Source organism: Mesorhizobium sp. M1088, assembly GCF_040318575.1.
In the GTDB taxonomy this organism is placed as follows: domain Bacteria; phylum Pseudomonadota; class Alphaproteobacteria; order Rhizobiales; family Rhizobiaceae; genus Mesorhizobium.
In genome coordinates, this window is sequence record NZ_JAMYMO010000001.1 from 277087 (window position 1) to 295725 (window position 18639).

Consider the following 18639-nt stretch of genomic DNA (forward strand, 5'->3'; position numbering starts at 1 on the left):
CGGTTTGCCTTACGCAAGGTCTCCGAAATCTTGGGCATTTCGAAGTCGCCGGATTGGAATATCATGAGCAGAGCCGGCGGCTGCGGCAAGGCAAACAGATGACGATCGTAGAGAACGAAAGAGCCCCGCGCTTCCCCGACGCCGAACTCAAGGCCCGCGCCGCCTGGCACTATTATGTCGAGGGTCTTACACAGGAGCGGATTTCCGAAATTCTCGGCGTCGGCCGCATCAAAGTGCATCGCATTCTCTCCGCCGCCCGCGAAGAGGGTGTCGTCCAGTTTCGCATCCGCGACAGCGTCGTCGAATGCGTGATTTTGGAGGAAAGCCTCAAGCAGCGGTTCGGGCTCAGCCAGGCTGTTGTCGTGCCGTCGGCGGCAGACCGAAGCAACGCGCCGCTGATGATCGGCCACGCCGCCGCCGCCTACCTGGCCGACCATGTGAATGCCGGCGATGTCATCGCACTGGGCTGGGGGCGGACACTGAAATTTGCCATCAATGAATTGCCGCGGCGGCCCATCGCCAGGACGACGGTGGTTTCGATGCTTGGCGGCCTCACCCATGCCCAGCCGCTTAACCCGACAGAAAGCGCCTGGGATTTCGCCGAAAAGATCGGTGCGGAGTGCTTCCTGCTGCCGGTGCCGGTCTATGCCGACAGGCCGGAGCAGCGCGACGCTTTCATGAGCCAGCGCAGCGTTCAGGACGTCGTCTTCCGTGCACGCCGGGCAAACATCGCCGTGCTCAGCGTCGGCTCGTTTTCCAACGACAGCCCGATCGCCAATTACGGCTTCATCAAGCCAAGCGAACTCGAGGAATTGCAGGCGGCCGGTGCCGTCGGCGATATTCTGTGTCATTTCATCGACGCCGAGGGCCGCCCGGTCGACCACGAGGTCAACCGCCGCGTCTGCGCCTATCCGCTGCAGGATCTGTCGGATATCCCGAGCATCATCCTGGTGTCGGGAGGCAGCGAGAAGGTAGCGGTAATGCGGGCTGCGCTCGCCAACACCAAGGTATCGGTTCTGATCACCGACGAAGACGCGGCCAAGGGCCTGCTCAACCGCTAGATTTCGCCGAGAGCGCTGAGGCGGGTGTGGATGTCGCGCGTCGCCTGATAAAGGTCGCGGTAGATTTCCTTGCGGCTGCGATAGGCGGCGACAAGCCCGTCGACCGGATCGACATGCCTGGTGGGAGCGGCAGCCATTGCCTGCGCGGCGGCTTCCGGCGAGGCAAACCAGCCGACAGCCGCTGCCGCCAGCATGGCAGCGCCGAGTGCGGCGGCTTCGTTGACCGGCGAAACCGAGAGCGGCCGCTCGAGCACGCTTGCCATGATCTGCATGAGCAGCGCGCAATTGGTGCCGCCGCCGGCGGCAATCATCGCCGCCGGTCCGCCGGCCTGGGCTTCCATGGCCTCGGTGGCGACGGCCTGCTCGAAGGCGATGCCTTCCAGGACAGCGCGGAAGAGATGCTCCGGCCGGTGATCGAGCGACAGGCCGACAATGGCGCCGCGCGCGGCACCGTCCCAATACGGGCTCATGACGCCGGCCCAATAGGGCATGATGAGCAGGCCCTCGCTGCCCGCGGCAACATCCAGCGCCACTTTCTCCAGCGCTGCCGCCGAGGGCGAACCGGTGGTTCGCACGATCCAGTCGACCAGCTGCATGCCCGAGCGCAGCACGGTCTCCAGCATGAAACCGGAGCCGGTCGGCGAAACCAGCGTGCGAAACGCGTCCGAGGTTTTCACCTTGCCGGAATAGCAGCCGCTGACCACGCCGGAGCCGAGCGAGAGATAGCTCTTGCCCTCGCCGTAGACGCCCATGCCGAGGCCCATCGCCTGGCCGTCCCCAGCGCCGGCAACGACCGGCGTGCCGGCCCTCAGGCCGGTCAGCTGCGCTATGCTTGCGGAAAGACTGCCGCAGACCACGCCTGGCGCGACCAGCTCGGGCAATTGCTCCATCTGCAGTCCGGCGGCCGCAACGAGGCGGGGATGCCAGGTACCTTTCTCGACGTCGAGCAGCCCGAGCGGATCCGCACTTGCGGTGCTGGTGACCAATCGCCCGGTCAGCCGCTGGACGAAGAAACCGTGCACGTCGACCAGTGCCGCTGCCTGGCGAAGCACTTGCGGCTGGTGCTCGGCAAGCCAGGCAATGGCGTAGAGCGCCGGCGTCGGGTCCGGCGGCTTGCCGCTCCAGTCGCGGATCGCCTCGCGGCCGAGTTCGGCCGAAAGCCTGATAACTTGCGGCCGGGCGCGTTCGTCCAGCCACAGGATTGCCGGCATGAGTGCTTTGCCGGCGCTGTCCACCAGCGTGAAGGTCTCTCGCTGGTGAGCGATGCAAACCGCCGCCACCCGCGCAGCGCCGACCGCCTCGGTGACCTGCTTCAATGCGCCAAGCAGCGCCGTCCACCACTGTTCGGCCTCCTGCTCGAAATGGCCGGGCTTCGGATTTGAAAGCGGGTACGGCTCGCGCGCCTGGAACAGCTCCTCGCCGGCGCGGGTGAAGGCAATCGCCTTCACGGCCGTGGTCGAGGCGTCGATCCCGATTACGACATCGTCCATCAGGCGGAGATCCGGCGGGGTCAGGCTGCGTTTGTAACGAACCGTCCGTCCGACTGGTCGAGACGGCGGCGGATCTGGGTTATCACCATCGAATCGTCGGGTACACAATTTTCATAGGTCAGGAAGTCGCCGGTCTTGAGCGGCTTGACCACCTTGGCGCGTTCGGCAAGGCCGAGCGGCAGGGCGCCGCGGGCGCGCGCATCCCCCCAGGTCATGGCGAAGCCGCGATAGTCGTTCTCGCCGATCATGCCGAGAGATTGGCCCACACCAAGATCGCTCTTGGCAACCGCCACCGCCTCGGCGACCGGATGGTCGAGCGGCTCCATGTCGGCCCGCTTGTAGACCACGGCGCGCGCCGCCGACAGCGGCACTTCCAGGCTGGTCAGATGATAGGGCCGGAAGATCGTGAAATAGGGGCCCTTGCCGACCTTGAGGTCGATCATGCGCTCCAGCACACGCGGGTGCCGGGTCTCGATGATGCAGAACACGCCGGGCGCCACACCCTTGCCGATCGAGTAATCGACAACGCCCTTGCGGTGCAGCACGCCGCCATCCTCGCGTGGGCAAAGCACGCTTGCGAGCTCCTCCAGTGTCGCGGTCGGGCCGTGCATTCCTGGCACATCGGGCACCAGCCCGGTCGCATTGGCGATCGCCACCATCTCGATCGCCGTCTTCGAGCCGTCGACGAATTCGACCAGCATGCGCGCATTCATGTTGCGCTCGGCCGCCTCCTTCTCGTAGTCGGCCGGCATGGCGTCGATCTTCAGCGGATTGTTCTTGCCCTTGCCGGCGGCGATGATGTTGAAGCCGAGGCTCTTGGCAAAGCCGATGATCTCCAGTGTGCAGGCCGGCTCGTCGCCGGCCGCACCGGTATATACGACGCCGGCCTTACGCGCTTCGTCCTTGAGGAAGCGGCCGATGGTGATATCGGCCTCGACATTGAGCATGACGATGTGCTTGCCGTTCTTCATCACTTCCAGCGCGAACAGCGTGCCGATATTGGGATTGCCCGTCGCGTCGATGATGACGTCGATCCGGTCGGCCGCCGCCAGCGCATGCAAATCTTCGGTCACCGCGATCTTGCCGGCCTCGATGGCGCGGTCGATCGCGGCCGCATTGCCGGCCTGGACGATGTCGGAACGGTTATGGCCAGCGAGCAGCGCCGCGTCGATCGCTGCCTGCGGCCTGACTTCGGAAATGGCGCCGATCCGCATGCCCGGCATCAGCGCGACCTGGACGACGATGTCGGTGCCCATCTGTCCGGCGCCGGCAAGCCCGATGGTGATCGGCCCCTGCTGTTCAGCGCGCTGCAGAAGTTCCGCTGCAAATTGCGGATGGGACATGTCGCTTCCTCCAGTTCCTGACGCGCCGCAGCGTCCAAATCAACGTTTTGAACATTTCTATTTGCAAATGAAAAATATTTCAACCGGCAATTGGGCATTGTCGCTCTGCAATCGGCCGAAGACGATTGGATGAGCGGTCAATCCGCACGGCAGTCAGAAGGACGCGGCATATTCAGCTTGATTGGGTGCAGCCTTGTTGCAGCTCAGCTGCCGATTTCGAAGAAGGGCGCACCAAGCAGGCCGGGAACGACATCGATGCCGAGGCCCGGCCCATCCGGAATGCCCATACGGCTTCCCGAAACCGGCGGCATGTTGGATGCGGTGCGCACCGTCACCCATTCGTGAAAGGCGATGGCGTGCAGCCGGCGCTCCTCCGGCGTCGACAGCGACAGATGCGCCATGGCCGATGTGTCGATCTCGGCGCCGCCAGTGTCCTCGACCGTGATCATGAAGCCGAGGTCGACGGCAAGGTCGCGGATCTGGCGCGTTTTGGTGACGCCGCCGAGGCGTGATATCTTCAGCGTCAGCCCGTCGGCCGCGCCCTTGCGATGGATATCGAGCATATCATCAAGCGAGGCGACGGATTCATCGAGCACCATCGGCTTGTCGAGCGAGTGGCGCACCGACAGGCATTCGTCGATCGTCGTGCAGGGCTGCTCGAACGTGTAGTCGATGGTGCGCGTCGCATCCACGAACTGGCGCGCCTGGTAAGGGGTCCAGCCGGCATTGGCGTCGCAGAAGATGACGGTGCCCTTCGGCACCGCGGCGGCAACGGCTGTGACGCGTTCGATGTCGTCATGGACGTTGCCGCCGACCTTGACCTGCAGCCGATGAAAGCCGTCCTTGACGATGCGCTTGGCGAGTGCGGCCATCGCGTCGACCGTGCCGTGGGTGACGACTTTGTAGAGTTCGGCCGTCACGCTCTCGCGTCCGCCGAGCAGGGTGACCAGCGGCACGTCGGCGGCGCGCGCCGCAAGATCCGAGCACGCCATGTCGAGCGCCGACTTGACGTAGGGATGGCCCTTGAACACCGTGTCCATCAGCCTGTTGATACTGGCAAGCCCGCGTGGGTCATGGCCAATGAGATGCGGCGCGATCTCGACGACACCGGCGCGAGTACCCGCAGCGAAGGCAGGCGAATAGAAATTGCCAAGCGGCGCCATCTCGCCCCAGCCGGTGAGCCCGCTATCGGCGGTGACGGCGACGATCACCGCGTCGAACGCATCGGCGACGCGCCCCTTCGACATCCGGTAAGGCCCGTCCACAAAAGGCTGCACGACACGGTAGGCCTTGATGGTTTTGATCTGCACGTGTTCTGTCCGTTGTCTGTGTTCCGTGATGTCCGTCAAATTTGTCGGGCTCAGTCGCCTCCAGGTCGGCCGGCACGATCGGCGCCGGCGCCCTTTGAGCCGCGCTGTTCCAGCCCGCGCGCATAGGCGAGCAGTTCTTCGAAATCCAGGTCGATATGGTCCTTGGCGTGGCGCTGGGCGGCGGGCATGTCGGTGCCCTTGAGCAGCCGCACATAGGTCCCGTGGACGTCTTCGGCAGGCACCGGCTCGTTGCGCGCCCGCTGGTGCAGGGCGAAATACATCTGCAGCCGGCTAGTCAGCCGCTGCCAGGTTTCCAGGAGCACCGAATTGTCGGCCCATTCATGGATCAGGCCATGCAGTTGCAGCGCTGTTTCGATCTGCCGCGTGGTGTCCAGGTCGCGCGTCGCCTGCTTCACCGCCGCATGGCGCCGGTCGAGTTCGTCGAAGAAGCGCTGGTCGCGAAGCGGCCAGGTCCGCGCGATGGCGAATTCGTCGAGCACCTTGTTGAGCGAATAGGCATCGTCGATGTCCTTGGCGGTGACGTTGATGACGAAGGTTCCGGCGTAGGGGATGCTGGTCAGGATGCCTTCCTGCACCAGCTCGCGCATCGCCTCGCGCAGCGGCGCGCGGCTCACCCGCATCTGCTCGGAAATCCTGAGTTCGTTGAGCTTCTGTCCCGGTTCCAGCTGGCCGGTCAGGATCGCCTGCCGGAGCAGCCCCACGATCTCGGCCCTGCGTGTCGTATCGCCGATCGGACTGAAATCCAGCTTTGCCATTCGGCTGCTCAAGGGAACCGAAAGCAAGACAAGCAGGTTGTCGACAATCTAACAAGAGGCGGGTTGTGGATTTCTTGACTTCCGCTTGGCCGGCTGGCTTGCGGCGCCGGCAAGGCCGTCAGGCCGCACGGCCGCAAAAACCGACCCGTCTTTCATCGCTGAACATCACACCGGCTTCTCGAAGCCGGCGTATGTAGCGCTTTCCCCAAGGAATTGCGTAGAACGAAACATAGCAAAACGGCGCCCTTGGCGTGGGAGCCGAGGGCGCCGCGGAACCGGACCTGATGGGGGTTATCAGGTGGCCGGTTTCTCGGGCAGCGGCGAGACCGGCATTCCCGGGCCGATCTTCTGCAGATTGCCGGTAATCACCCGGTCGCCTTCGGCCACACCGCTCAAGATGGCGACCTGATCGCCATTGGTCGGTCCGAGCGAAACGATACGCTGGTCGACCGTGTTGTCCTTGCCGACGACATAGAGGTATTTGCCGAGCTGGCCTGAGCCGAGTGCCGTCTGCGGTACCATCAGCGCATCGGGCTGCTCTTTGACGTGCAGCCGGACGCGGACATATTGGCCGGGCAGCAGCGTGAACTTGCCGTTGCCGATCGTCGCCCGTGCCGTGATCGTGCCGGTCGAGCGATCGATCGTGTTGTCTATGAAGGTAAGATCGCCCTTCTGGCGCGGTTCCGTTTCACCGGGAAGCAGGACGTCGACACTGATCGGTCCCGCGGCCCGGGCTTCCTCGATCTGTGTCAGGTCCGTTTCGCTCGGATTGAAGGTGACGTAGATCGGATCGAGCTGCACCAGCGAATTGAGCACGGTGCCGGCAACGCTGACCAGCGTTCCAACGGAAGCCTGGCTGCGTCCGATGCGTCCCGCGAACGGGGCACGGATTTCGGTATAGCTCAAATTGAGCTCGGCGGTCCGCAAGGCGGCCTGGTTCACGGCGAGCGAGGCCTGAGCCTCACGCAAGGTGCTGGTGCGCTGGTCGAACACGTCCTTGGCGAGATAGCCGCTCTTGGCGAGTTCGCTGCCGCGCCCGAGATTGGAGCGCGCATAGTCGAGCGTCGCCGTGTCGCGCTGGATAAGCGCCTTCGCCTGCTCGAGGGCAGCCTGAAAATCCTCCGGCGCGATCTTGTAGAGAAGGTCGCCCTTCGCCACGTCGCTGCCGTCGGTGGCGACCTGCTCCTGCAGATAACCCGGCACGCGCGCCTGCAGCGTGATGCTGCGGATCGGCTCCACCCGGGCGGCGTAGTCGAGATAGATCGGGATCGTCTTCTTGACGACGCTCACCACCGGCACCGGCATGACAAAGGCTTCCGGCTTGGGTGTCGCCGCCCCGGCTGTGCCCGCGTTGAGGCTGAGGCTGCCCATGTCGAGCAGGTGAACGCTCGCCACCGAAATCGCCCCAAGGGCGACGGCCGTTCCCAGCGCGATTTTCCATTTACGCATGATCAATTCTCCAGTCCTATTCGGCGGCTTCGGCCAATGGCTCGAAGGCGGGTTCGGCAGTTGGTTGTTCGGTCGCTTCGGAAACCGGTTCGCTCTCGCTGCGGCGCTCGCGCAGCTGCTCGATCACCGCATAGAAGACCGGCACGAACACCAGCGACAGGATCGTCGCCGCGACCATGCCGCCAAAGACGGTGGTGCCGATCGACTGCCGGCTTGCGGCACCTGCACCTGTAGCGAACATCAGCGGCAGCACGCCGAGGATGAAGGCGAAGGCGGTCATCAGGATCGGTCGCAGCCGAAGCCGCGCCGCTTCCATCGCGGCGTCGACGATGCTGAGGCCTTCTTCGCGCCGGCGCCGGGCAAACTCGACGATCAGAATCGCGTTCTTGGCCGCCAGTCCGATCAGCATGACGAAGCCGATCTGCGAATAGACATCGATCTGCATGCCACGCAGCCACAGCACGACGAACGCACCGAAAAGTGCGAGCGGCACCGCCAGCAGCACCATGAACGGCATCGCCCAGCTCTCATATTGCGCGGCGAGGATCAGGAAGACGAAGACGATCGCGAGACCAAAGACCACGGATGCGATCGATCCCGCCTTGAGCTCCTGATAGGTGATGCCGGTCCATTCGTAACCGAAATCTCTCGGCAACGCCGTGGCAGCGGCACGTTCCATCGCCGCCACCGCCTGGCCGGACGAAAAGCCGGGCGCGGCGCCGCCATTGATCAGGGCCGACGCATTGTTGTTGTAATGCGGCACGGTCTCGGGGCCGACGATCGGCACAAGCTTGCCCAGCGTGCTCAGCGGCACCATCCCACCCGAGGCATTGCGGACATAGAGCCGCGATATGTCGGCCGGACCGGCACGAGAATCCTTGTCGGCCTGGATCGTCACCCGGAAGGTGCGGCCGAACAGGTTGAAATCGTTCACATAGAGCGAGCCGAGATAGATCTGCAGCGTATTGAACACGTCCGGCAGGTTGAGCCCGAGCAGCTTCGCCTTGGCGCGATCGAGATCGTAGTTGAACTGCGGCGTCGAGGTCGAGAACGACGAGAACAATTGCTGCGGGTTGAGCTCGGGCTGCTTGCGCGCCTCGGCAATCACGGCTTGCGTCGCATCGTTGAGCGCCACGCTGCCGCGGCCGGTCAGGTCCTCGACCTGGAACTCGAAGCCACCGGTGGTGCCGATGCCCGGGATCGACGGCGGGTCGAAACTCAGCGCAAAAGCCTCCGGAATTTGCAGCAGCTTGTTGCGCACGTCGGCGACGAGCTTAGAGGCGCTCTGGTCGGGGCCGCGTTCGTCCCATGGCTTCAGGATCGCGAATTCGACCGCCGAGTTCGACTGCGCGGCGCTGGTCAGGAAGTTCAAGCCGCTGATCGAGCCGACGATGTCGACGCCGGGCGTGTTCTGCAGGATGTCGCGTGCCTTTTGCGCCACCGCGTCGGTGCGTTCCAGCGAGGCCCCGTCGGGGAGCTGGATGACGACGAAGAAATAGCCCTGGTCCTCGACCGGAAGGAAGGTCGAGGGCAGGCGCTGCCAGACGAAATAGGTCGCGACAAGTCCGGCTGCGAATACGCCGAGCATGATCCAGCGCAGGCGGATGAGAATGCGTACGCCATTCGCATAGGCATGCGCCAGCCGTTCGAAGCCCATGTTGAACCAGCGGAACAGCACGAACTGTGTTTCCGGCCGGTGGCGCAGGAAGGCAGCGCTGAGCGACGGGGTAAGCGTCAGCGAGACGAAGGCCGAGATGCCGAAGGAGATCGCCACAGTCAGGGCGAACTGGTTGTAGAGCCGGCCGGACACGCCGGGAATGAAGGCAACCGGCACGAACACAGCCATCAGCACGGCGGTCGTGGCGATGATCGGGCCGGTAACCTCTGCCATCGCGGTACGCGTGGCAGCCAGCGGTTTGAGGCCGGCCTCAAGTTGGCGTTCGACATTCTCGACGACGACGATGGCGTCGTCGACGACGAGGCCGATCGCCAGCACCATGCCGAGCAGGCTGAGCATGTTCAGTGAGAAGCCAAGCATATGCATGACGGCCAGCGTCGCCACCAGCGACACCGGAATTGCGATCGTCGGGATGATCGTGGTGCGCCAGCTTTGCAGGAAGATGAACACCACGGCGACGACCAGGACCAGCGCTTCGCCGAGCGTGATCAGCACGTCGTGCATTGAGGCCGAAACGAAACGTGTCGTATCGTAATGCATGGCGTAGCTGACGCCCTTCGGGAAACGGGCCGACAGCTCCTGCATCTTGTCCTTGACACGCTGCTGCAGATCGAGCGCGTTGGAGCCCGGCATCTGGTAGACCGCGAGCACCACCGTCGGGTCCTTGCCGAAGAAGGCCGACGACGAATATTGCAGCGCACCGAGCTCGATGCGCGCAACGTCGCGCAGCCTGACCAGCGAGCCGTTGGCGGTATTGGCCCGCACGACGATGTCGCCGAACTCCTTGGGATCGCTCAGCCTGCCGACGGCGTTGACCTGCATCTCGAAGGCGGTGCCGGCGGGAGCCGGTGATTGCCCGATCTTGCCGGCCGCCACCTGGACGTTCTGCTCGGCGACGGCGTTCTGCACGTCGACGGCAGTAATGCCGAGATTGGCGAGCTTGTCGGGGTCGAGCCAGATGCGCATCGAATAGCGCCGCTCGCCGAAGATCTGCACGTCGCCGACGCCGGGCAGGCGCTTCAGCGGATCGACCACCTGCAGATAGGCGAGATTGCTCAGCGCGACCGGGTTGACGGAACCGTCCGGCGAGGTGAGGTCGACGATCAGGACGAAGTTCGGGTTCTGCTTCTTGATCGTCACGCCGCCCTGGTTGACGATGGCCGGCAACGAGGAAGCCGCCTGCGAAACGCGGTTCTGGACGTCGACGGCCGCCGTGCTCAGATCGTAGCCGACGTCGAAGGTGATGGTGATCGTCGAGGAGCCGTCATTGGAGCTCGACGACGACATATAGGTCATCCCCTGGACGCCGTTGATCTGCTGTTCGAGCGGCGTCGTCACCGTGTCGGCGACGACCTGCGCGCTGGCGCCCGGGTAATGGGCGCTGACCACGACCTGGGGCGGCGTGATGTCGGGAAACTGCGAGACGGGCAGGAGGAAATAACAGATCGCTCCGGCGAGCACCATGATGATGGCGATCGCCGACGCAAAGATCGGACGATGAATGAAGAAGTTTACCATGAGATGCAAGCCTCGCCCGATGCTCTGGCCCGGCCAAACGCCCTGGCTACCCTGGACAGCCGCCGGCTGCGTGTTGAGCCGGAATCTTCGAGAAAGCCGAAATCTTCAAGGCGGCGCGGCGCATTGCGGCGCTCGGCCTGCTCATCCGCCAGCGCACGCAGCATCGCCTCGAAAGACCGCGGGTCGACGCGGTCGGCCTTCATCAGCATGCGGATCATCGGATCCCTCACGACTTCATCGATCGTCAGATCATTGCGCTGCGACATCGAAGCGGCTCCTGGTTTTTGGTGATCCGCGGCAAGCCGCGGATCGGGTGTTTTCTTGCTCGCCGGCCGAGGCCGTAAGGTGCGGTTCGTCCCCTTGCCGATCGGGGCGCGGCTGGTGGCCGGCACTTGCGAGTTTGACATGATGCAATGCGGGTGTTACAGGTAAGTAACATCTCTAACGTTACAGACCGGTAACACCCTAGTCAAGAGGTGCACCGAGGGAATTTCGGGAAACGCAATCACGGAGGTTTTGATGACAGACGGTGTTGTGGAGCGTGTTCGCCCCCGGGACAGGATCCTGGAGACGGCACGGGACATGTTTCACAAGCATGGCATTCGCGGCGTCGGCATCGACGCCATCACCGAGGCCGCCGGCACCAACAAGATGACGCTCTACCGGCATTTCGAGTCCAAGGACGACCTGATCATCGAATGTCTGCGGGCGACCGCCTGCAGCGCCAACGCGATGTGGGAAAAGTTCGAGGCCGAGAATCCGGGCGACAAACTGGCGCAGTTGCATGCCTGGGTCCGGATGGCGGCCGATTGCCTGATGTCGGACCGTCGCGGTTGCGACATGGCCAACGCCGCCATCGAGCTGAGCGAGGCCGATCATCCGGCAAGGCAAGTGATCAAGGAACTCAAGGAAGCGCAGCGCGAGCGGCTGGTCTCGCTGTGTCGCGATGCCGGCATCGGACAGGCCGAGCTTCTTGCGGACACGCTGTCGCTGTTGCTCGAGGGCGCCCGCGTCAGCCTGCAAAGCGTCGGCGCCGAGGGCCCGAGCGCGCAGTTCGTCCGCATGGCGGAAGGCCTGATCACGTCTTTCAGGGCAAGATAATCTCGTAAGCGGCGAAACGACCCGTGGCGTTTCGATTGCGGGCCGCGCCGCCGGGTGATGTCTGTCCCATCGCGATGTGCCATCTCGCGTCTCCTGTGCCGATCCTCCGCACCATGGCCGGCGCGGCGTTGATTGCTGGTCGTAAGGCAGGATAGGGCCGCCGGCGAACCGGTGAGAGTGACAAGTGTGACAGGATTCCGCCCGATAAGCCGCGGCGGTCGCAGCGAAGCTCATCGATCCGCGGATCAGCAAACGTGTCCGGTGCTGTCCCGACCGCAAGCATTGGCCGCTATCCCGGAGCTGGAACAAAAAAAGCCCGCTGCCGGGAGGAGGTGGCAGCGGGCTCGATTTCGAATACGGCACGGGAGGAGGTGTACCGCACTCAGCGTCGGCATCGCATCTGGGAGGAGTAGATGGCCGACACCTGCGAAATTATCGATTGCCCAATGATTCGGCAACCACAAAAGTTGCATAGGTGATGTGCAGATTTGCGGTATCAACCGAATTTTAACCATCGAGGCCCGAGCGACCATCGCCTCGCGCGACATCACTGCACCGGGACATTTTCCTTGAAGATCAGGCGCGGCTCGATAAATTTTCGCGTCAGATAGGGCGCCGACGAGGCGATCGAGCCGAGCAGGCGAATGACCGACTGTTCGGCAATCAGCCGCGCATTCTGGTCGATGACGACGTCGAGCAGATCGTCGACGAGATAGCCGCGCGTCTCGCGCGTCAGATCATGGCAGATGAACACCGGCTTCGTCTGCGGCCTGACTTCGAGCAATGCTTTTGCCACGCCCGAGCGCCCGGCGCCGATACAGTAGATGCCGAGCAGCTCCGGCTCGCTGTGCAGCGCCTTCATGGTCGCGGTATAACTGGCCTCCGGCTCATCGTTGATCTCAACGGCGCTTGTGACCGTCAGATTGGGGAACTCCTCGCCGAGCACGGAGCGAAAGCCCATCTCGCGTTCCTCATGGCCGCGGTAGGAGCGTGAGCCGACGACCATCGCCAGATGGCCCTGGCGGCCGCCGAGGAACCGTCCCATCAGCAGCGCCGCGGTGCGGCCAGCCACCCGGTTGTCGATGCCGACATAGGCCGAGCGGGGCGCACCCGGAACATCGGACACCAGCGTGACCAGGCGGATGCCGGCCTCGACGATCTCGCGCAAGATGTTGCGCGTTCTCGGATGATCGATGGCGATGACGCCGACGCCGTTCGCCTTGAGCGAGAGGTTTTCGACGGCCGCCTGCAAGGCGCTCGGCGAGATGCCGGCGAGCTTGTGGATGCGGCAGGAGGCGACCAGCGGCAGGCGCGCCGCATAATCCTCGATGTGCCTGGCCAGATCGGCCATGAAGGCATTGCTGCCGATCGGCAGGAAGAATTCGAGATGCGCCGGCCGCGAGGGCAACGCGACCTGGTCGACAACCGGCAGATAGCCGAGCTGCTTGGCCGCCTCCATGACGCGCTGCCGGTTGGCGGCACTGGCCCCCGGCCGGTTGTTGAGCACGCGGTCGACCGTCGCCGTCGACAGGCCGCAGCTCCTGGCAATATCCGAAACGGTGGCTTTCATGTCGCAACCATGTGGCGATGCGATCCAGTGCCTCGACGATCAGCCCGACCCCCGGCTGCTCAGCCGGGCCGTTGCGTGCCCTCGACCAGCGCGTCATGGATCTCCTTGTCCGACATGCCGGTGATGACGCGTTCGACTTCGGCGACGCTGGTCTTCTTCGGGTCAATATCGTCGGCGACCACCTTACCGCGGCGCATGACGACGATGCGGTCGACCACCTGGAAGACATGATGGATGTTGTGGGCGATGAAGATGCAGGAATGGCCGGAATCGCGGGCGCTGCGCACGAAGCTCAGCACGCCTTGCGTTTCGGCGACGCCGAGATTGTTGGTCGGCTCGTCGAGGATGATGAGGTCGCTGTCGAAATGCATGGCGCGCGCAATCGCCACCGCCTGCCGCTCGCCACCGGAGAGCGAGCCGATCGGCGTCGTCGGCGGGATGTTCTTCGAGATGCCGACCTGCTTGAGCAGGTCGCGGGCAACCACGTTCATTGCCTCCTGGTCCATCCGATTGAGGAAGCGCGGCGGCTTGATCGGCTCGCGCCCGAGAAACAGGTTGCGGGCGATCGACAGCTGCGTCACCAGCGCCGAGTCCTGGTAGATCGTCTCGATGCCATGCGCGATGGCGTCGCTGGTAGTGCGCAAATTCACCTTCTTGCCGCGGATGAAGATATCGCCGCTGGTCAGCGGGACCGCGCCCGACAGCACTTTGATCAGCGTCGACTTGCCGGCGCCGTTGTCGCCGAGCAGGCCGACGATCTCCCTTTCGTTGACATGGAAAGTGGCATCAACCAGCGCCTGCACGCGGCCATAGGACTTGCGGATATTTTCCATGCGGACAAGCGGTTCGGCCATGGTTCAAGTCCCTGCCTGATGCCGGCGTTCCAGCCATGAATGGAGCGCCATCATGCCGAGGATGATGGCGCCGATGAAAATATTATAGGCAAGGCCAGGCACACCGATCAGCACGATGCCGTTGCGCATCACGCGCAGGATCAGGATACCGAGCACCGTGCCGATGATTGTGCCGCGCCCGCCTGTCAGCGCCGTGCCGCCGATCACCACCATGGCGATGACTTCGAGCTCGTAGCCGGTGCCGCTGTTGGGGTTGGCCGCCGAGGTGCGCAGCGAGGAGATGACCCCGGCAAGCGAGGCCAGGATCGACGACAGGATGAACAGGCCGATCTTGACACCGCTGACATTGACGCCGCGCGCCCTTGCAGCACTCGGGTTGCCGCCGGCTGCCTGGATCCAGTTGCCTGTCCGGCTCTGCGTCAGCACGTAACCGAGCGCGATTGCGGCGGCGATGAACCAGAACAGCGACATGTAGATACGGAACGGCCCGATGAAGAAATCGCCGACCAGCGCTTCCGCCAGCCAGCTGCCCTCGGCGCTCCAGGTCCGCTGCGGAAACCCGTTGGTGACGAACAAAGCGGTGCCGCGCACCACCAGCAGCATGCCCAGCGTCACCAGGAAGGACGGGATCTTGAGCTGCGTCACGAACCAGCCATTGACCAGTCCAATGAACGCAGCGACCACCAGCGCAATGACGAAGGCGGCTTCCAGCGAGGCGACGCCGCTGTTGAACAACGTCCACATCAGGACCGGCGAGAAGCCGAACACCGAGCCGACCGAGAGATCGAATTCGCCTGATGTCATCAACAGCGTCATCGCCAGCGCGATCAGCCCGAGCTCGACCGTAAAGGCCAGCGTGTTCGAGATGTTTTGCGGCGACAGGAAGTCGTGGTTGATGCCCCAGAACACGGCGATCTCGACGACGAGCAGCACAAACGGCCCGAACTCGGGCCGCGCGATCGAGCGTTGGATAAGAGAACGATTTTCCACCTTGGACCCGCGATAGGATTGGATTTGGCCGCGACCGCAACCGGCTTCGGCGGAATGATGAGACAGTCACGGCCGCCGAAGCGGCCGTGACCAACTCGATCGCGGATTTATTTGCCGGACAGGATCTTGTCGTAGACTGCCGCGGTGTCCTTCTCGTAGAGCGCGCCGGTGATCACGTCGAAGCCGGGCGGAATACCGCTCGCCGCCATGTTGGCGAGCGAGAGCGCGACGTAGCTGGTCGCCTGCGGATCCTGCCACTGCGCGGCATTGACGTAGCCGTTCAGCACTTCCTGGGTGGTGTCGAGCGAGTTGCCCCAGCCGACGACCGGGATTTCGCCCGGCTTGACGCCGACCTGGTCGAACACCCGCTTGATCGAACCGGTGACAAGGTCGCCGAGGCCGATAACCGCCTTGACCTTGGCCCTGTTGGCGGTGAGGTAATCGACCATGCGGTTGATCACTTCGGCCTGGTCGAGCGTCGCTTCGGTGATTTCGTAGGTGATGCCGAGCGGCTCGAACACGCTCTTGATGCCTTCCTCTTCCTGGACGCCATAGGTGGCACCGGGAATTTCGACCGGCATCCAGACGAAGTCGCCCTTCTTCACAAGGCCCTTGTCGACCAGATACTGCGCCCAATGTTTGCCGAAGGTGACGTTGTCGCCGCCGACATAGGCGTTGAAGTCCGCCTTAGGGTCGGGCGTGTTGAAGTTGATGATCGGGATGTTCGCCGCCCGCGCTTCCTTGGCGATCTCGACAAGGCTGCCCGGATCAGGGCTGGTCGTGGTGATGCCGTCGGCCTTGGCGGAAATCGCGGCGCGAACAGCCTCCTGCTGCGACGCCACGTCGCCATTGTGGAACGACGTGTTGACGGTGTTGCCGGTGTCCGCCGCCCATTGCTTGGCGCCGGCAAGGAAGTATGTCCAGACCGGATCGGCCGGGCCGCCATGCGAAATCCAGTAGAACGTCTTGGCCTGTGCCGCGGCCGGAATGGCCAGCGCCACCATCAAGCCAAGTACAAGCAGTCTTAGCCTCGTCAGCATTTGATTTCCTCCCATTTGAACCGAACTCCTCCTCCGACGACGATCGCGGCCAAAAACCGTGCGCGGCCAAAGCCGTGATCGCATTTGCCAGCGTCGACCTGGGCGCATTAGAGCATTCCCTTTTTCGATCGATGGCAAGCCTCGATTGCCAATGGACGTTGGCGCAAGGCACCACGCCATCAGCAATCCCATCAGATTGCATCAGTTTGGCTGATATTTTCCAGGCGGCCGACGATCGGCCTTGCGACCGTCATGCAATGCTGCGCGGCGGCGCGCCGAGCACGTATTGCTCTAGGTCGATAAGCGTCCCGGTCATCAGCCCGGAGGCGTCGCTGAGCAGGAACAGCGTTAGCTGGGCGACTTCGTCCATGGTCAGCAATCGACCAAGCGGCAGGCCGGCGGCGGCAATCTTTGCCCAGTTTTCGCCCTTGCCCAGCGTGCGCGCCTGCATCTCTTGTTCGGCCGGCGTCGCTACCCAGCCCATGTTGATGCCGTTGACGCGGATGCGATCGGAAAGATGCGCGTTGGCAATGTTTCTGGTCAGCGTCGAAAGCGCGCCCTTGGTTGCGGAATAGATGGCAAGGTCCGGCGCACCGCAATGCGCATTCACCGACAGTATGTTGACGATGGCCCCCGCCGCCCGCCGTGTCTTCATGTCGGCTACGGCCGCCTGCATGAGGAAGAACGGCGCGCGCGCATTAACGGAAAATAACCTGTCCCAGTCGTTGATTGTGCCAGTTTCCAGCGAGGCCCGGTCGGTGAGGGCCGCGGCGTTCACCAGACAATCGATGCGGCCGAGTCTTTTGATCGCTTCCGCCATGACAGCTGCAGGCGCGGCCGGATCTCCAAGATCGGCCTGGATGAAGACGACGGGCCGGCTTGGTCGTGAAAGCTCTTCGGCGATGCGTCTGCCACGCTCGGCATTGCGGCCGACAATGGCGATCCCTTCGCCGCCGTCGGCTGAGGCCAGCCGGGCGATGGTCTCGCCAAGCCCTTGCGTTCCGCCGGTAACGACAAGGGTCTTGCCCTCAAGAGCGACGATCAATGGACTCTCCCGAATGCCGACGAGCAGGTAATTTCCAATCAGAGAATTCTAGAATCTATCGGATGTTAGGCTGCGGGACTAGATGAGGTCGGCCCTGGCGAGGTCGCGCATCAGGTGGCTGGCGCCGTAGGTCCAGTGTGGGCAGTCGGGCGACAGCCGCACGCGGTTGACCAAGGCGCCGAATTTCTCCGACGAGATGGTGACGATGTCGCCGACTTTGTGGGTAAAGCCCTTGCCTGTTTCGCCCCGATCCTTCGACGGCACGAACATGGTGCCGAGATAAAGTGCCAGCCCGTCGGGGTATTGATGATGCGGCCCCATGGCGGCGGCGACCAACTCTTCCGGCGAGCGGCTGATCTCGGCCATCGAACTGGCGCCCTCCAGCGAGAACCCATCCTCGCCCTCGACCTTCAGGCGTACGATCGCCTGCTTCACGTCGCCAATTGAAAATGTCTCATCGAACAGCCGGATAAAGGGGCCAAGTGCTGCCGAAGCGTTGTTGTCCTTGGCTTTGCCGAGCAGCAGCGCCGAGCGCCCCTCGACGTCGCGCAGATTGACGTCGTTGCCGATCGTCGCCCCGACAATCCTGCCGCTGCTGGCGGCAATCATGGCGATCTCCGGCTCCGGATTGTTCCATGTCGAAACCGGATGCAGGCCGACATCGGCGCCGAAGCCGACCGAGGCCATCGGCTGGCACTTGGTGAAGATCTCGGCGTCGGGGCCGATGCCGACTTCCAGATATTGCGACCAGGCGCCGCGCGCTATCAGCTTGGCCTTGATCTCCATCGCTTCCGGCGAGCCGGGTTTGAGCTTCGACAGATCGTGGCCGATCAGCCCGGCGATGTCGGCGCGAATGGCGTCGGCCTTTTCCGCCGAACCGCGCGCCTGCTCCTCGATCACCCGTTCGAGCAGACTGACGACAAAGGTGACGCCAGACGCTTTGATCGCCTGCAGGTCGACAGGAGACAGCAGGTACGGTTTCCCCGGATCGCGCGCTGTCTCGAAACTGTTGGCGGCAATGGCATCGAGCGGGCCGATCGGCCGCCCCTTGGCCGAGCGGACGTGCCCCGCCGGATCCGGCAATTCGCAAACGTCGCGCACGGTCGGTGCCACATTTGACGTGATGTCGAAGACCGTGCCGTCACGCACCGTGACCACCAGCGGATGGGAAGCATCGCTCGCCCGGGCGCGGCCCACGAACAGGCCTTCGGCGGGCAAATGTGTGGCGTTCGTCATGGCTTACATTTCCTGTTGGCTTGTCCTTCGGCTGCGGCACTTTCAACAAATTCCCGCCAAAGGTCTATCCCGCCTGCAGGACGAGCTTTGTCAATTCTTTCAAGCGGTCTTCGCATCGCTGGACCTTGATCGAGCCTGACGTGCGCCAACGGCGACGGAAAACGCTCTTTCAAAATAA

15 protein-coding genes are annotated in these 18639 nt (G+C 63.6%); 2 read left to right on the forward strand and 13 right to left on the reverse strand.

All coding sequences use genetic code 11. The features are described from left to right. The first annotated feature begins 98 nt into the window (after positions 1-98). Positions 99-1061 carry a sugar-binding transcriptional regulator gene (locus NKH49_RS01455; RefSeq protein WP_352473400.1) on the forward strand — a complete coding sequence of 321 codons (963 nt, stop codon included), beginning with the start codon at positions 99-101 and terminating at the stop codon, positions 1059-1061. Here NKH49_RS01455 and NKH49_RS01460 read toward each other — a convergent pair. The 7 genes from NKH49_RS01460 to NKH49_RS01490 form a co-directional block, all read right to left on the reverse strand. Beyond that, the gene (locus NKH49_RS01460) at positions 1058-2551 is read right to left on the reverse strand and encodes a xylulokinase (protein WP_352540143.1); all 1494 of its coding nucleotides are present in this window, start codon (positions 2549-2551) and stop codon (positions 1058-1060) included. The genes NKH49_RS01455 and NKH49_RS01460 overlap by 4 nt on opposite strands. 20 nt (positions 2552-2571) lie before the next feature. After that, complete coding sequence (locus NKH49_RS01465; RefSeq protein ID WP_352612322.1) at positions 2572-3894, reverse strand: NAD(P)H-dependent oxidoreductase; 1323 nt, start codon at positions 3892-3894, stop codon at positions 2572-2574. Positions 3895-4097: 203 nt separating this feature from the next. Further along, a complete protein-coding gene (locus tag NKH49_RS01470; protein ID WP_352612323.1) occupies positions 4098-5204 on the reverse strand; it encodes a mandelate racemase/muconate lactonizing enzyme family protein in 1107 nt (368 codons plus the stop codon). 50 nt (positions 5205-5254) lie between these two features. Beyond that, positions 5255-5980, reverse strand: coding sequence for a GntR family transcriptional regulator (locus NKH49_RS01475; RefSeq protein ID WP_352612325.1), 726 nt, complete (start codon positions 5978-5980; stop codon positions 5255-5257). Between the two features lie 294 nt (positions 5981-6274). Further along, positions 6275-7429 carry an efflux RND transporter periplasmic adaptor subunit gene (locus NKH49_RS01480; RefSeq protein ID WP_352466107.1) on the reverse strand — a complete coding sequence of 385 codons (1155 nt, stop codon included), beginning with the start codon at positions 7427-7429 and terminating at the stop codon, positions 6275-6277. A 16-nt stretch (positions 7430-7445) separates the two neighbouring features. Further along, on the reverse strand, positions 7446-10625 hold the full coding sequence (locus NKH49_RS01485; RefSeq protein ID WP_352473392.1) for an efflux RND transporter permease subunit: 3180 nt from the start codon (positions 10623-10625) through the stop codon (positions 7446-7448). Next, positions 10619-10891, reverse strand: coding sequence for a hypothetical protein (locus tag NKH49_RS01490; protein WP_031211028.1), 273 nt, complete (start codon positions 10889-10891; stop codon positions 10619-10621). Before NKH49_RS01490 ends, NKH49_RS01485 begins: the two co-directional genes overlap by 7 nt. A gap of 253 nt (positions 10892-11144) precedes the next feature. Here NKH49_RS01490 and NKH49_RS01495 point away from each other — a divergent pair, with 253 nt between their 5' ends. After that, positions 11145-11726, forward strand: coding sequence for a TetR/AcrR family transcriptional regulator (locus NKH49_RS01495; protein WP_031211029.1), 582 nt, complete (start codon positions 11145-11147; stop codon positions 11724-11726). A 547-nt stretch (positions 11727-12273) separates the two neighbouring features. On the opposite strand, the gene NKH49_RS01500 is transcribed toward NKH49_RS01495, so the two are convergent. The 6 genes from NKH49_RS01500 to NKH49_RS01525 form a co-directional block, all read right to left on the reverse strand. Next, a complete protein-coding gene (locus NKH49_RS01500; protein WP_352473391.1) occupies positions 12274-13296 on the reverse strand; it encodes a LacI family DNA-binding transcriptional regulator in 1023 nt (340 codons plus the stop codon). A gap of 59 nt (positions 13297-13355) precedes the next feature. Next, positions 13356-14150 (reverse strand): ATP-binding cassette domain-containing protein, encoded by a 795-nt coding sequence (locus NKH49_RS01505; protein ID WP_352502015.1) that lies wholly within the window; start codon positions 14148-14150, stop codon positions 13356-13358. Between the two features lie 3 nt (positions 14151-14153). Then, positions 14154-15140 (reverse strand): ABC transporter permease, encoded by a 987-nt coding sequence (locus NKH49_RS01510; protein ID WP_023674041.1) that lies wholly within the window; start codon positions 15138-15140, stop codon positions 14154-14156. Between the two features lie 107 nt (positions 15141-15247). Continuing rightward, positions 15248-16180, reverse strand: coding sequence for a substrate-binding domain-containing protein (locus NKH49_RS01515; protein ID WP_352455167.1), 933 nt, complete (start codon positions 16178-16180; stop codon positions 15248-15250). Between the two features lie 250 nt (positions 16181-16430). Beyond that, on the reverse strand, positions 16431-17225 hold the full coding sequence (locus NKH49_RS01520) for an SDR family oxidoreductase (protein WP_352502014.1): 795 nt from the start codon (positions 17223-17225) through the stop codon (positions 16431-16433). A gap of 78 nt (positions 17226-17303) precedes the next feature. Further along, on the reverse strand, positions 17304-18461 hold the full coding sequence (locus tag NKH49_RS01525) for a fumarylacetoacetate hydrolase family protein (protein ID WP_352452558.1): 1158 nt from the start codon (positions 18459-18461) through the stop codon (positions 17304-17306). Positions 18462-18639: the final 178 nt, after the last annotated feature.

Coding starts and splice junctions, on each gene's coding strand:
- NKH49_RS01505 (WP_352502015.1), bottom strand. CDS start 14,150: ATGGCCGAACCGCTTGTCCGCATGGAAAATATCCGCAAGTCCTATGGC.
- NKH49_RS01480 (WP_352466107.1), bottom strand. CDS start 7,429: ATGCGTAAATGGAAAATCGCGCTGGGAACGGCCGTCGCCCTTGGGGCG.
- NKH49_RS01500 (WP_352473391.1), bottom strand. CDS start 13,296: ATGAAAGCCACCGTTTCGGATATTGCCAGGAGCTGCGGCCTGTCGACG.
- NKH49_RS01460 (WP_352540143.1), bottom strand. CDS start 2,551: ATGGACGATGTCGTAATCGGGATCGACGCCTCGACCACGGCCGTGAAG.
- NKH49_RS01515 (WP_352455167.1), bottom strand. CDS start 16,180: ATGCTGACGAGGCTAAGACTGCTTGTACTTGGCTTGATGGTGGCGCTG.
- NKH49_RS01525 (WP_352452558.1), bottom strand. CDS start 18,461: ATGACGAACGCCACACATTTGCCCGCCGAAGGCCTGTTCGTGGGCCGC.
- NKH49_RS01465 (WP_352612322.1), bottom strand. CDS start 3,894: ATGTCCCATCCGCAATTTGCAGCGGAACTTCTGCAGCGCGCTGAACAG.
- NKH49_RS01495 (WP_031211029.1), top strand. CDS start 11,145: ATGACAGACGGTGTTGTGGAGCGTGTTCGCCCCCGGGACAGGATCCTG.
- NKH49_RS01455 (WP_352473400.1), top strand. CDS start 99: ATGACGATCGTAGAGAACGAAAGAGCCCCGCGCTTCCCCGACGCCGAA.
- NKH49_RS01475 (WP_352612325.1), bottom strand. CDS start 5,980: ATGGCAAAGCTGGATTTCAGTCCGATCGGCGATACGACACGCAGGGCC.
- NKH49_RS01490 (WP_031211028.1), bottom strand. CDS start 10,891: ATGTCGCAGCGCAATGATCTGACGATCGATGAAGTCGTGAGGGATCCG.
- NKH49_RS01485 (WP_352473392.1), bottom strand. CDS start 10,625: ATGGTAAACTTCTTCATTCATCGTCCGATCTTTGCGTCGGCGATCGCC.